This is a genomic window from Streptomyces sp. NPDC056734, from assembly GCF_042790455.1.
Lineage (GTDB): Bacteria > Actinomycetota > Actinomycetes > Streptomycetales > Streptomycetaceae > Streptomyces.
The window spans coordinates 95,744-109,522 of sequence record NZ_JBHTZD010000008.1 but is presented as its reverse complement, the minus strand read 5'-3'; the positions used below and the strand labels follow the sequence as shown (position 1 = coordinate 109,522).

Sequence of the window (13,779 nt, the reverse complement as noted above, 5' to 3'; positions counted from 1 at the left end):
TGGTGGTGCCTGGCGGTCCCGGGGCCGGGGGTCGGCTTCCGTCCTCCGCGAGGTGGTTGACCGGTTGAGCGGTGGTGGCTTGGGCCGGTGCGTTCGTACGGCCGTCGAGGAGCGTTGCCGGTGGACGGGCGTCGGCGCGGGCTGGTCGCGGGACCGGGCGGCTGACCTGCCGACCCTCCGACCCGCCGGACGGCCGACCCGGCTCAGCGCAGCCGCCCGCCCGGCCGCCACGCCCAGAAGGTCCGCCCCCCGGTCGGCGGTCGGGTGGGTCAGCGTACGAGGATCAGTCCGCAGCCGTACGCGCGTGCGTGGCCGATTCCCTGGGTGAGGGCCGCGACGAATGCCTTGGGGTCGGTGACCGTGAGGGTGCCTTTGATCTCTGCGCGGGCGATGCGTAAACCCTTGTGCGGTGCAGGGCTGGAGACGCGCGGGAGCATGCGTACGGCGATCCGGTCGGTATCGGTGTCCGCTCCGATGCGCGTGACACCGTCGGGGGCGGTCGCGGGTTCCCCGGGCGGCTGGAGGCGGCGCGCGAACCACCCCTTCACGTGTTCGGGGCGGGTGTGGGGGACGCGGGTGCCCCGGGTCTTCGGCGCAGAGCCCGGCGGAGGCGGAATGCTGCGGACCGGGTTGACGACCGTGCGGAAGGCGACCTGGTCGCCGGGGTGGAAGGTGCGGTCGATGGTGAGGGGCTCCGGCTTCTCGGCCAGGGCCGCGCGGGGGATGCCGCTCCAGTCGGCGGGGAGGGACGACTGGACCACCAGGTTGAGCCGCGCCTGACGGAGGTCGACGGCCCAGGTCGACAGGATGCCCATCTGGGCGCGCGGGTCCGGGCTGCCGTCGTCCAGCCAGCCGGGGAAGCCGCTCATGACGGTCCGGTGCATGTCCTGTGCGTCGATGAGCGATTTGGCGGCGAACGGATGCCGGGAGTCCAGGGTCAGCAGGGTCTGCGCGGCGACGAACCTGGCGGCCCCACCCGCGCCCGACGGCGCGTTCGACTCGGTGGCGGTCGTGTTCACAGGATGATGTCCCATCCACGGGCGTGTGCGGCGATGGTGATGCGGCGGCGGGTCTCCCAGCGGAGGCTGTGGGTGCCCCCGTCCGCTCCGAAGTGCACGGGCTGGTCGGACAGGGGGCCGACACCGGGGAGTGGCCGTCGGCTCTCGATCCAGGCCCAGGGGCGTACGCCCGTGACGGCGGCCGGTGGCTCGCCTTCGTGGCCGACGGCGTCGGGAAGCAGGGCGTGGGCCTCGAACGCTGCCCGGAGGGGGCCAGGGACGATGCCGACGGCGAGGTCTCCCGACGGCGGACAGGCTTTGCGGCCGAGCCAGAGCAGACGCTTCGGGTGCTCCAGGGCGTGGGCGATACGTTCCAGGAGGGCCGTGTCCGGGTGTTGCAGACCGACGAGGAAGGCGGCGTCGGCGAGGTACCAGCGCTCGGTGATCAGGCTGTGGCGGCGAACCTCCCCGGAGACGAGGGCTCCTGACGCCGGGTCGGCGGTGACGTACTTCGGTGAGCCGTACCAGGCCGCCAGCTCCCCGCGGCCGAACGGACCGGGTGCCGAGGCATCCGACGTCGGGACCGGCAATGGGTCCGTCGTCGTCCTGGTGGCTCGCTGGTGGTCGGTGATGAGGTCACGAGGGCGCAGCGGGTACGTTCCGCCGCCGACCGTGTGGTAGTCGCGAAGCGGCGTGCCGGGCCGGTCGGCCCGTACTCCGAACAGCACTTCGGCGAGTTCCCCGAGGGGTTCCTCCCGGGGCAGCCCGAGAGCCGCGGCGCACAGGCCGATCACGCCCGACTTCGTGGGGCGGCTGTGCGTGTCGCGACGGGCGAACCTGCCGGTGATGCCCCAGGACTGCAAGGGTCCGGCCAGCCGGATGAGCAGGACCTGCGAGTCGTTCGCGCCGCTCATGGGGTGAGGTCCTCGGCTCGCTCCACCACGGACAGCGACTCCGGCAGTCCCAGCCCGCCCAGGAGCAGATCGATCTCGGGGTCGTAGGTGAGCACCCGTGCGGTCCGCAGATCGTCGCGGCGGCGGCTGACGAAGGTGTGATGGCGCAGCAGCCTGCGCACGGCGGCGGGGCCGGCCGGTCCCTCCCCGCCGGCCGACGCGGGCCCCTCGTCGACCGGCTTCTGGAAGGCGGACGCGTAGTTATAGGGGCGTTCCCCTTCGAAGGCGAGGACGAGCGCGGGGAGTGATCCGGTGGACGCGGTGGAGTTCTTCTTCGCTTCCGGGAATGCCTCCACGAAGGAGTTCACGAACTCCTTCTCCGCCTCGGACGCGGCCTGTTCGGCCTCGACTTCGTCCATTCCCGCTGCCCGCAGATTGGTGCGGAGCTGGGTGCGGTCGAGAACCGCGTGCCGGTAGAAGGTGCCGGAGATCAGGGACTGGTACCCGGTCATGCCCGCGCCCGCGTCGTCCGCGGCGTCGAGGAAGTCGAGAGCATTGCGTTTGCGATCGAGCTTCGCGTCATCGGCGGCCGCGTAGAAGTCCTCGATCTGTTCCGACTCGTGCACGGTGAAGGCGTGCCCCGTCTGGACGGCACCGTCGACGTTCGGCGAGTCGGGAATCTCGGCGAGGAAACGGCCGTAGAGAGCGATGTCCACGGCGTCGCGAGGCGCGAGGGCCAGCAGTACGGCGTCGCGGGTGGCCTTGGGCAGCGGGGGAAGGGCGACGGCCGGGGCGGGTTCCGGCGTGGCCTCCTCCGCGTCCGGTGGCGTCGCGGTCTTCTTCCTGGCATCGCGACGCGTCTTCTTCGCCGCCTCGGCGTGGGCCTGGGCACCGAGATAGGTGTCGCGCCACTCCACGACCTCCGCCGCCCGGCCGGCGATGTGCTGCGCGATCCTCGTCCCGGCGTCGGACGGCGCGAAGATGAGCACCTTGGTCAGATGGGCCACGGTCTTCTTCTTCGGGTCGCCGAATTTGAGACCGCTGGCCTCCATCACCGCGCGGGCCGTGACCAGAGCCCGGTTCCGGTCCCAGCCATGAGCGGACTCAAGTTCCCGTGCGGCCAGCAACGCCCACTCCCGGGTACGGACGCCCATGCTCCGTCCCTTGAGCGCCCCACGGCCGGCGTTGGCCCGGTTGCGGGCGTGGACCCGCTCGGCGCGCCTGCGGGCCTGACTGGTGATCAGGTGGCGTTCCACGCCGCCGAAGACCAGGGATTTGGGCTGCCCGTTCTCGTCGCGTACCGGCAGGACCGCAGCCAGGGTCTCGATGAGATGCAGGGAGAGGAACTGGCTCCGAGGTGACTCGGTCACGAGGTGGTGTCCTTTGGCGTAGTCGGTCGAATCGCTGGTGGGGACGTCGGTGGCGTCATCGGTTCGCCGGGTGCGTCCCGGCCCGTGCCGGCGGGGTGTGGAACTCGACCGACCACTGATAGGCGACGCGCGCCTTGCGGTCGTTCCACCTGAAGAGGTCCTCGGTCAGACCGGTCCAGGACGGTGGGGGCTGCTCGCAGGACCGGAGCCGGGTGACCGCGTGCTGGAGGTGGCGCCAGGGAACGCGCCGACTGGCGACGACACGGTCCAGGAGCCGCTGGGCCCCGGGATTGTCCGGCCCGCGCCCGGTCCCGTCGCCGATCCTGCGGGCCGCGGCGCCGAGGCTGCCATGGCCGTACAGCGGGGTGGCGCGTCCCTGGTGGTAGATCGCGAACAGGAACGCCATCCGCTCGAAGAGGTCGCGGTGGTCGTCCCCGCCGTACCAGCCCGCGCGGATGTGCGCGTTGGTACGGACCCGGGCCCGGCGGAGTTCGGCGAGCGTCCCGTACTCGCGGTTGCGGACCAGGGCGGTGAGCCAGGCGGTGAGGGCCGTGCTGTCGTGCGGGAACGGGGGCTGTTCCGTCCTCGTTCCGGTCGGCGGACTGGGCTCAGTCAAGTGCGGTCTCCCCTCGGAGTTCGGCAGGGGCCCGCGCACCGGACACGGCTGCCTCGAAGAGCCCCACGGCCCGGGCTCGCGCACGGTGATTGCGGTCGCTGGGCGGCAGGGTGTCCAGGCGCTGGAGCAACTCGGTGCGAGCCGTGTCCATCAACTCCAGCGCGTAGGCGACCAAGGGCGCGGACACCGGGTCGTCGTCCTCGTCCCCCCGGTCGATCACCTCGTCCAGCAGCGCGTGGAAGGGGTCCTCGGCCGCGGGCCAGAAGGCGTACCGGGCGTCGAGCCGTGCCACCTGACCGGCCTCGTCCGCGGCCCGCACGGCCGGGAACGCGGTCTCCGCGGCCACGATCGCCGCGTGCTTCAGGGTCCGCGCCAGGTGTTCGGCGATGTCCGAGCCCCGGCGGGACGCCCGGTAGAGATGTGCGGCCATGCCCGGGGCGTAGGGGTAGGCGCCGTGTGTCCAGCTGACGGGCAGCGCCTTGTTGGCCAGCAGCCCGACCGCCCAGAGCTGGTACGGGGCGCCCGGCCCCTGTCGCTGGTGCGGGAGAAGGGACCGCAGCCGCGCGTACATCCCGGTCCGGTCGTCCTTGACGGCGCTGTAGAGGGCGTGGGCCTGTTGCCAGAGGGCCCTGCTGGGGGAGGGCCACAGCGGCTTCGACACGCCGTTCGTCGTCTCGCTGTACACGGCGTCCTGAAGGTGACGTGCCGGGTCGAGAGCCAGCACCTCGCCGGCTCCGATCAGGACCCGGTCGACCATGACCTGCCCGTGCGGCCCGCGCGCCGGACGCAGCAGCACGGAACGCCCCAGGGAGCTGTGCAGGTCCGCGGAGCTTCGCGGCGTCCGGGGCGTCGCCTTCTCCTTGAACGTGCGCCGCTCGAAGCCGGACGTGGTGGTCCAGGAGGTATTGAGCGGCTTCCCCGGTCCGTCGGGCGGATAGAGGTTCAGGCGCAGGGTCTCGCCGAGCGTCCGCCCCAGGGCGACGACCCGGATCCGTCCCGTCAGCCGGCCCGCCGCGAGATGGGTGACCTTGGCGCCGAGCCGCCGTCCGGACATACGGGCCCGCCCGTAAGGACCGTAGACGTGCTGCGTGAGGGTGGCGCGGAAGGCGTCCGCCGCCGGGAGCGGGTTGTCGAGTTCGAGGTGGTGGTGGTCGAAGTGCTGGTTGTAGTCACCGGCGTGTTCGAGGACCAGCTGGGCGGTTCCGGTGCCGCTCTCGCGCAGGTCCGCCGCCAGTCCGGAGTTCTGTACCAGGGGCTCTGTGGGGTGGAACAGGTCCCAGGACTCCGCCGGTTGACCCGCCAGCCATGCGGCGGCTGACGCGAGGTCCCTTTGGCCGGTGATCCAGGTGAGCCATTCATCGTCGGAGGACGGACAGGTGCCGGAGGCGAAGCAGATGGCCAGCAGGTGCTCGATGACGGCGACCGTCTCGCCCGGTGAGGCGCAGTCGAGAGCGGCCAGGTCATCGGCTTGGGTGAACAGCCCGCACAAGGAGTGGTGCGCGGTCGCGCCGGCGATGGTGACGGTGGGGATGCAGGGTTTGAAGCGAGGGTCCCAACGGGGTTGCCCCCCTGGGGGATTCAGCGGTCCGGCCTCGTGCAATGCGTGTCACCACCTTTTCCTGTCTCGTCCGTGCTCCGAGCGCTGCGCGCAAGTCGGAGTCCGGGACACCCCCGCCCACGCGGGGAAAAGCCCAACCAGAGCACTTCAGGCTCCCGACGAGCCACTCCCGCTGCCAGCGGGAAGGATTCCTTGACCTCGGAGGCCCTCGTTAGCGCAGGCATCTGAACTGCCGAACCGGATGACGCCGGGCCAGGGGTTTAAACTGCGGGATTGCCGATGTCTCGGCAACCCCGGCAGCGCCCAACCGGAAGACCGGCGGAGTGTGAGTGGTTCCCATCCCGTGTGCTCGGAACGGGAACCACTCACTGCTGGGGCAGGCCGTTCTCGACGCAGTCTTCGCGTCGAGAACGGCCGTCTACCAGAGGTAATCGACCGCCTTGGCCACCACTGTAGCTACCACCATGAGGATCAGATCCTCTCGGTGGCGCCCCAGCCACCTGCGTGCTGCTTTGCCCATATTGCTCCTTCCGTGTCGGGACCTCCAACTCCGCGGTTGCAGAGCCGGGGGCCCCGGCACGGCTTGGATAGGTAGCAGCACAGGTGGAGTTCTACACCAAGATCCTTTCCAACTGGGCCAATTCAAGCCACCGGGCTCCAGGGGACGCGAGAACCGAGGAGGGCACTTCCGGCACCCGAGTTCTGGCAAAGAGATTTTGCAGCCGATCTGCTGGAACAGGCTTGCTGGAAGCGAGGGCTGCGGTCGGCTCGCACGGCGTGGATGCGCGTCACTCAACGCGACCGCCGACGCACGAGGATGCTGAGCGTCGTCCGCGCGTCCTTGCGTCGCTCCGGGGTGGAGGCGAGGACGGAGACGAGGGCCACGACGAACAACCCGCCTGTGTAGAGAAGACCGGCGCAGCCGCTCAAGAGCGCGATGTAATGGAGGAGTTGGGGAAGCTGGGGCACGGTCCATCCTTCGGTCGAGAGCCGGAGCCGGGAGCCGGGATCGGCGGCTGGGGCGATGGCTCCAGAATCGCGGCGGCGTTGGGCGACGTGAAGTTGCGCTGACTACCGCGCCACGATTTCCGCAGGTGGGGCCCGCTGAACTCGTACGGCGGCGGCTGAGTTTTGGGATCGCGAGTAAGAGACGGGAGTGGGTCGGTGGCGGCTTCGTCGAGATGCGCGCGGGACAGGCTGCGCGACATGCTGAAGGAGGCGTGGGAAGCCGCGGGGAGCCCACGCCACGCACAGGTGGCTGAGGGGCTGGAGATCGCTACCGGGATGCTGCAAGGCTGGGTGGCCGGAAGGACGGTCCCCACGTCGGCGAGAACGCGTGACTTCCGGGCCGTGGTACGGAAGTGGCGGCACGCTTCCGGCTCCTCGGCGTACTCGGACGTCGAATGGGAAGCCGCCCTGCTCGCGGCTCGGGACGAGGCGAGGAACGCGCAGGGAGGGCAGATCCTCGCGAACCGGCGGCGTGCGAACCCTGGCCTCCGCTTCGTCCGGCTGCACCGTTCGGCCCCCGACACCTCCGCGGTCGAGGTCCGGGGGCGAACGGACGAGCGTACGGAGATGAACGCGTTCGTCCGGGACCCCCGTGCCGAGGCGCCGTCGTATCTGTGCTGGCACGCCGACGCTCCCGTGGGCAAGACCGTGCTGCTCGCCGACTACGTCCGTCGGCAACCTCCGGCGGACGCCGACATCCTGACCTTCTTCGTCTCCGCGGCCCACGGCACGGACACGCGCGCCGCGTTCGAGGAGGAGATCGTCGACCAGATCGACGATTTCCTCGGCAGGTCCGGGAGCCCCGTCCCGAGCAACGCCCGGCAGTGGCGTGCGCTCTTCTCCGAAGCCGCCGCGAAGAGCGCACGCCACGGGCGGAAGCTGCTGCTCGTGGTCGATGGACTCGATGACGACGTGGCCTGGTCGGGCGTCGCGGCCGAGGGCGGGACGCCGCCGCAGTCCGGAGCCGATGCCACCCAGTCCGGGGCGTCGGCCTGGACCGGAGACACGCCCGCACGCGGAAGCATCGCAGCCCTGCTGCCCTCCCGCCCGCCACCCGGCATGCGCGTCATCGTCTCCCTCCGACGCCGCGTCCGCCTCCCCGACGACGTCCCCCCATTACGGCATCCACTGCGCCGGAGCCGAAACCTGCGGACCCTCCGACCCGTCCCAGGGGTACCGCTGATCCGGCAGCCACCGCCGGACGGCACCGCGCTGGGCGAACCGGTCGCGGGACTGCTGGCCGTGGCGGGCGGCGGATTGCGCACGACGGACCTGGCGGAGCTGACCGGGCTCCCCGCCGAACGCCTCGACCGCTTGGCGCAGGGACCGGCGGGGCGCGCCCTCGTGACCGACGACCCCGTGTCCCGGACGTATGCCCTGGCCGACTCTCGTCTCGTCCACGCGGTGCGCGAGAACCTGGGGGAGGCGGGGATCCTGCGGCACACCCATGAGCTGCTGGCCTGGTCTCGGAGATGGCACGCGGCCGGTTGGCCGGACGGCACACCCCCGTACCCCTTGGCGCATCAGCTCCGCCTGCTGACCGACACCGCCGAACGCGCCGCGTACGTACTCGACCTGCCCCGGCTGCGCCGACTCGCCCGCACGGCCGGGCCGGACGCCGCGCTCGCTCAACTGGAGGATTTCGAGGCGGAGATCGAGGCGGAGATCAACGGGGCGGTGGACGCCATGTCCTTCGGTGACGGTCTGGCGACGCTCGTACCCCTCTGCGCCGCGCGGTCCCTGCTGGGCCAGGACACACGCGAAGTACCCGCCGGGGCTGCCTCCCTCTTCGTCAGGCTGGGGGACGCGGAGCGTGCACGCGGCCTGGCCCGCTCCGCGCCCACGGCCGTCGCCAGGGCCGTATGCCTGGCGGATGCGGCGGTGGAAATGGCGTACGGGGAGCAGTCTTCCGCAGGACAGGGCGGCCTGAGCGTGGACTCCGTCGTACAGGAGGCGGTCGAGTGGCTGGTCCGTGACCGCGCCCACCAGGGCTTTCCCGGCACCTTCCGAGACCCCGAGTCGCACGCGCGGCTCCTGGGCGCCGCCCGCACGCTCGCGACGCTGAACGGTCCCGGCGCCGCCCGGCCGTTGCTCCGCGCGGTGCTCCAGGACCCGGCGGCCGGGTCGCAGGCGCTCATCGAGGCGGCAGGGATGCTGGATTCCGTGCGGGATCTGGATGCGGTCGCGGTGTTGCACGACCGGGCGGAGACGCTCAGCGCGGGGGGCATGCGCGCCCGGACCGCGGCGGTGGATCTCTGGGGTGCGCTGGCGCGGGCCACGCCGTCCCTCGGCCCGTACGCCGGTGAACGTATCGAGTCCCTCTGCGAGGAACTCGGCGCCGCCGATGGACTGGGAGCGGTCGATGTCCTGGCCACGGCGGCGTCGGCGCTCATCGCTCTCCCCGCCAAGCGGCGTCACTCGGCCCCGGAGCTGATGCGCAGGGCCCTGGCCCGGATGCGCAAGGCGATCGAGGCGCTGAGGGACCCCGTATCGCCGGCCGATTCCTTGTCCGCAGACGATCGGGCCCACCTCCGCCGCGAACTGGCCGGGACGCTTCAGCGTCTTGCCGAGGCGGGCGTCATGAGGGACGACCTCGACAGCATCAGAGACCTGATGGAGGCCCTGCCGGAAGAGCTGCGCGTGGGGGTGCTCGGGGACCCTCTGCTGGAGCGGGCGCAGTGGAGCGTCGAAGCAGCCGAGGACGACAGGGCGCGACGGGACAGTGAGGCGGTCGCTGCGGCCGATGAGAAGAGGAGGGCGGAGCGCAGGGCCAAGGACGCCGAGAGCGCGGTCAGGAAGGCGGAGCGCGCGGCTTGGGAAGCGGAGCGCGCCTCTCGTGAGGCGACGCGCACCGGGCGGATCAAGCCACAGACGACACAAGCGATACCGGCGGCACAGACGGCACAGACGGCACATGCGACACAGACGGCACAGGCGGAGCCCGAAGGTGCGCGGAAACCGCCCCCGACCAGGCACAAGCCCACGCGGCACCGGAGGTCGGCCGGCCTGCCTCCCCCCGGCGACACCATGCACCCCGACCACCCCGATCACCCCCACCTCTCCCTGCTCCTGGAGGCCGATGACGAACTGGGCGCGGGTAACCACCTGCGCAGCCGGGAACTGCTGGAGACGGCCCTGCGGAACCGTCCCGCCGCGCCCTCGATGCCCGCGAACAGCCCACCCCTCCCGGGAGACTGGACGGCGGACCTCTGCCAGGCCATGGGCGAGGCGGGCGAGTCGGACGACGCCGAAGCGCTCGCGCAGAACCTGCCCGACCCGCGTGACCGCGCGCGGCACCTCGCGGCCATCTCCCTCGGCTGCTCCCTCGCCGGCGACGACGGCCCGGCCACTCGCTACGCCCGAGCGGCGGCCCGCCTGGTGCCCGACGGCGCTGCCCCCGAACTGGCGAATGCCGTGGCCCAGGCACTCGCCCACACCGGGGACGAGGCCGCGGCCACGGCGATGGCAACGGGAGGTACCGCTCCGCAGCGGCGGCAGGCGTTGACGGCCGTCGCCGCCGGGCTCGTACGACACTGTCCCGAGGGGGCGGCACGCGTCGCAGGGCCGCTGATGGAGACCCTGGCACGGCGGATCGAGGACGGCCGGGGCGGCCCAACCACCCCTCTCCCCGAACTGGCGGCGCTGCTTCTCGCCTTCCCGGACGTCCGCCGCCCCGCCCCGCGACTGAGCGACGCACTCCACCGCGCCGCACGGCACGTGGCCGACCCCTCCATGTCGTGGCCGACGCGGTCGATGGCCGTTCTCACCCTGCTGGCACGGCTGGGCTGCCTTCCCGACGAAGACTCCGGCGTCGTCGCGAGCACGACCGACAGATGGCTGCGCTCCCTGCGGCCGGGACAGGGGGCCTCCGCGGAACTGGCCTTGCTGGCCGCGGTGGACGGCGAAACCGACGCCGTGTGGTGCCACGCCGATGCGGCGAGGACGCCGGACGCCCGATCGACGACGCTCCGCACCGCCGCCGCACACCTGGCGGGCGCCCAGGCGGCTCTGGCCACGGACAGTCGCGCCGACGACCGGGTGATCCGGACCTGCCTGGCCCTCGCCCGTGCGTCCGGCGACGGCAGTCCCCCCGACGAGGCGACGGCCCGGCACATCGCGCTGAGGCTCCTGAGATCCGACGCGTGGATCTGCACGATCCCTCTGCTCCCCTCGCTCGCTCCTGGCGCGCTGGGACACCTGGGCGCACTAGCGGGAGACCTGAGCGCTCGTCAGACGGCTCCCAGGTCAACGGTCACGGAGAAGGGCGCGGCAGCCTTGATCACGCCGGTGAACATGTCGCCGTCCCGGTAGGCCCTGGTGGCGGGGTCGAGGACATGGGTGTAGACGATCGGGACACCGGTGGCGGCCTGTTCGACCCGCCAGTAGAAGGGGATGCCGGCCTTGGCGTACTGGTCCGCCTTCACGACCCGGTCGGTGGTCTCCGAGCCGGGCGACACGACCTCGACGACCAGGGGTACGTGTTCGGGGCGGGTGGGTGTGAGGTCGATGGTGTCGGCCCGGTAGACGACGACGTCCGGACGGCGGTTGGTGAGCGGAACGTCGTGCAGGCGGACGTCGAAGTCCGTGTCGGCGTTCCAGTCCGGGCCTGCGGCGGCGTCCAGGGCATTGGCCAGGATCCGGGCGAGGCGGTGGTGCCGTTTGGACGCGCTCGGGCGCACGACGACCCTTCCGGCCACGATCTCGATGCCGGCACACCGCTCCTCGGACCAGGAGTCGTACCGCTCCGCGCTGATCGGTGTATGCATCCACCCGGGCGTCATGGTGTGCCTCCTTCGAGGAGCCTCGGCGGTTCCGGTGCCGCTGGGCTCAACCTACTGTCCTGTGCTGCGCAAACGCCCGGATCGAGGCAGTGCCGGTGCGGGTCCCGCCGGTGGGGCCGGGCATTGTGAGAGGCTGAGTCGTATGAATCGGCTGGCCGGTGTGACCTCGCCTTATCTGCTCCAGCACGCTGACAACCCGGTCGACTGGTGGCCCTGGGAACCGGGTGCCTTCGAGGAAGCGCGGCGGCGCAACGTACCCGTTCTGCTGTCCGTCGGCTACTCCGCGTGCCACTGGTGTCATGTGATGGCCCACGAGTCCTTCGAGGATCAGGCCACCGCCGATTTCCTCAACGCGCACTTCGTCAGTGTGAAAGTGGACCGTGAGGAACGGCCCGATGTGGACGCCGTCTATATGGAGGCCGTGCAGGCGGCCACCGGGCAGGGTGGCTGGCCGATGACGGTGTTTCTGACGCCGGACGCCGAGCCGTTCTACTTCGGTACGTACTTCCCGCCCGCCCCGCGGCACGGCATGCCCGGCTTCCCGCAGGTCCTCGAAGGGGTGCGGCAGGCGTGGGAGCAGCGGCGTGAGGAGGTTGGCGAGGTCGCCGGGAAGATCGTCCGGGATCTCGCCGGGCGGGAGATCTCGTACGGGGACGGCCAGGCGCCCGGCAAGGAGGAGCTGGCGCGGGCGCTGCTCGGGCTGACCCGGGAGTACGACCCGCAGCGCGGCGGGTTCGGCGGGGCGCCGAAGTTCCCGCCGTCCATGGTGATCGAGTTCCTGCTGCGCCACCACGCCCGCACCGGCGCCGAGGGTGCCTTGCAGATGGCCGCCGACACCTGTGAGCGGATGGCCCGGGGCGGGATCTACGACCAGCTCGGCGGCGGGTTCGCCCGGTACTCCGTCGACCGCGACTGGATCGTGCCGCACTTCGAGAAGATGCTGTACGACAACGCGCTGCTGTGCCGGGTGTACGCGCATCTGTGGCGGGCCACCGGCTCCGAACTGGCCCGGCGGGTCGCGCTGGAGACCGCCGACTTCCTGGTCGGTGAGCTGCGCACCGCCGAGGGCGGCTTCGCCTCCGCGCTCGACGCCGACAGCGACGACGGCAGCGGACGGCACACCGAGGGCGCGTACTACGTGTGGACGCCTCAGCAGTTGCGCGAGGCGCTGGGTGAGGAGGACGCGGCACTGGCGGCGCAGTACTTCGGGGTGACCGAGGAGGGCACCTTCGAGGAGGGTGCCTCGGTGCTCCAGCTGCCGCAGCAGGAGGGCGTGTTCGACGCCGGGCGGATCGCCGGGATCCGGGAGCGGCTGCTCGCGGTGCGCGGCGCGCGGCCCGCGCCCGGCCGGGACGACAAGGTGGTCGCCGCCTGGAACGGCCTCGCCATCGCCGCGCTCGCCGAGACCGGCGCCTACTTCGACCGCCCCGACCTGGTGGACGCGGCCGTCGCCGCCGCCGATCTCCTGGTCCGGGTGCATCTGGACGACCAGGCCCGGCTGGTGCGTACCAGCAGGGACGGGCGGCCCGGGGCGAACGCCGGGGTGCTGGAGGACTACGCCGATGTCGCCGAGGGGTTCCTCGCGCTGGCGTCGGTCAGCGGTGAGGGCGTCTGGCTGGAGTTCGCCGGGTTCCTCCTCGACCATGTCCTCGCCCGATTCACCGACCCCGCGAGCGGCGCCCTGTACGACACCGCCGCCGACGCCGAGCGGCTGATCCGGCGCCCGCAGGACCCCACCGACAACGCGACGCCGGCCGGCTGGACCGCCGCCGCGGGCGCGCTGCTCAGCTATGCCGCGCAGACCGGCGCCGAGCCCCATCGCACGGCCGCGGAACGGGCGCTGGGTGTGGTCAAGGCGCTGGGGCCGCGGGTGCCGCGGTTCATCGGCTGGGGGCTCGCGGTCGCCGAGGCGTTGCTGGACGGGCCGCGTGAGGTGGCGATCGTGGGGGCGGGGGCGGCCGATCCGGACGCGCGCGTCCTGCACCGTACGGCGCTGCTGGGGACCGCGCCGGGGGCGGTGGTCGCGTATGGGGTGCCGGGGGGTGAGGAGTTTCCGCTGCTTGCCGGGCGGACGCTGGTCGGGGGGCGGGCGGTGGCGTATGTCTGCCGGCATTTCAGCTGTGATGCGCCTACGTCCGATGCGGATGCCCTCCGGGCGGCGCTGGGCGGCTGAGAGGGGGCTGCCGGGGGCTGTTGTCGTTCGAGCGCGGGTGGTGGGTGGCTGGTCGCGCAGTTCCCCGCGCCCCTTGGCGGCGTTGTCCGGCCGTTCCCGTGCCTGCTCGCGGCGTTGTCCGGCCGTTCCCGTGCCCGCTTGCGGCGTTGCGCGGCCGTTCCCGTGCCCGCTCGCGGCGTTGTCCGGCCGTTCCCCGCGCCCCTGTACGGCGTTGCCCCCACGGCGTCGGCGGAGCGCTCGGGTGGTCCGAATGTAAGGACCTGTCGGGTTACGCCCCGCTACCTCATGGCGAGATCCGAAACACACTATTTATCGGAACAGCCCCCGCATTTCACAGATTCCCCCTAGTCTCTCCACAGCTACGCGATGCCTGGGACCAGGT

9 protein-coding genes are annotated in these 13,779 nt (G+C 71.8%); 2 read left to right on the top strand and 7 right to left on the bottom strand.

The window, feature by feature from the left end; genetic code table 11:
* Window positions 1–269: 269 nt before the first annotated feature.
* From ACFRFC_RS14280 to ACFRFC_RS14255, 6 genes are all read right to left on the bottom strand, one after another.
* Entirely contained in the window at window positions 270–1,019 is a 750-nt protein-coding gene (locus ACFRFC_RS14280) for a type I-E CRISPR-associated protein Cas6/Cse3/CasE (protein WP_382684567.1), read from the bottom strand.
* Window positions 1,016–1,912 (bottom strand): type I-E CRISPR-associated protein Cas5/CasD, encoded by an 897-nt coding sequence (cas5e, locus tag ACFRFC_RS14275; RefSeq protein ID WP_382684569.1) that lies wholly within the window; start codon window positions 1,910–1,912, stop codon window positions 1,016–1,018. Before cas5e ends, ACFRFC_RS14280 begins: the two co-directional genes overlap by 4 nt.
* Window positions 1,909–3,261: a type I-E CRISPR-associated protein Cas7/Cse4/CasC gene (locus tag ACFRFC_RS14270; protein ID WP_382684571.1), complete on the bottom strand. Its 1,353-nt coding sequence runs from the start codon at window positions 3,259–3,261 to the stop codon at window positions 1,909–1,911. The genes cas5e and ACFRFC_RS14270 overlap by 4 nt, the downstream gene beginning before the upstream one ends.
* A 55-nt stretch (window positions 3,262–3,316) precedes the next feature.
* On the bottom strand, window positions 3,317–3,877 hold the full coding sequence (gene casB, locus ACFRFC_RS14265) for a type I-E CRISPR-associated protein Cse2/CasB (RefSeq protein ID WP_382684572.1): 561 nt from the start codon (window positions 3,875–3,877) through the stop codon (window positions 3,317–3,319).
* A complete protein-coding gene (locus tag ACFRFC_RS14260) occupies window positions 3,870–5,477 on the bottom strand; it encodes a type I-E CRISPR-associated protein Cse1/CasA (protein WP_382684574.1) in 1,608 nt (535 codons plus the stop codon). Before ACFRFC_RS14260 ends, casB begins: the two co-directional genes overlap by 8 nt.
* 750 nt (window positions 5,478–6,227) lie before the next feature.
* Window positions 6,228–6,404, bottom strand: a complete 177-nt coding sequence (locus ACFRFC_RS14255) for a hypothetical protein (RefSeq protein ID WP_382684577.1) — start codon at window positions 6,402–6,404, stop codon at window positions 6,228–6,230.
* 237 nt (window positions 6,405–6,641) lie between these two features.
* On the opposite strand from ACFRFC_RS14255, the gene ACFRFC_RS14250 reads away from it, so the two are divergent.
* Window positions 6,642–10,754 (top strand): hypothetical protein, encoded by a 4,113-nt coding sequence (locus ACFRFC_RS14250; RefSeq protein ID WP_382684579.1) that lies wholly within the window; start codon window positions 6,642–6,644, stop codon window positions 10,752–10,754.
* Here ACFRFC_RS14250 and ACFRFC_RS14245 read toward each other — a convergent pair.
* Window positions 10,673–11,209 (bottom strand): Uma2 family endonuclease, encoded by a 537-nt coding sequence (locus ACFRFC_RS14245; protein ID WP_383112618.1) that lies wholly within the window; start codon window positions 11,207–11,209, stop codon window positions 10,673–10,675. The genes ACFRFC_RS14250 and ACFRFC_RS14245 overlap by 82 nt on opposite strands.
* A 157-nt stretch (window positions 11,210–11,366) precedes the next feature.
* Here ACFRFC_RS14245 and ACFRFC_RS14240 point away from each other — a divergent pair, with 157 nt between their 5' ends.
* Window positions 11,367–13,397, top strand: a complete 2,031-nt coding sequence (locus tag ACFRFC_RS14240; RefSeq protein WP_382684585.1) for a thioredoxin domain-containing protein — start codon at window positions 11,367–11,369, stop codon at window positions 13,395–13,397.
* Window positions 13,398–13,779: the final 382 nt, after the last annotated feature.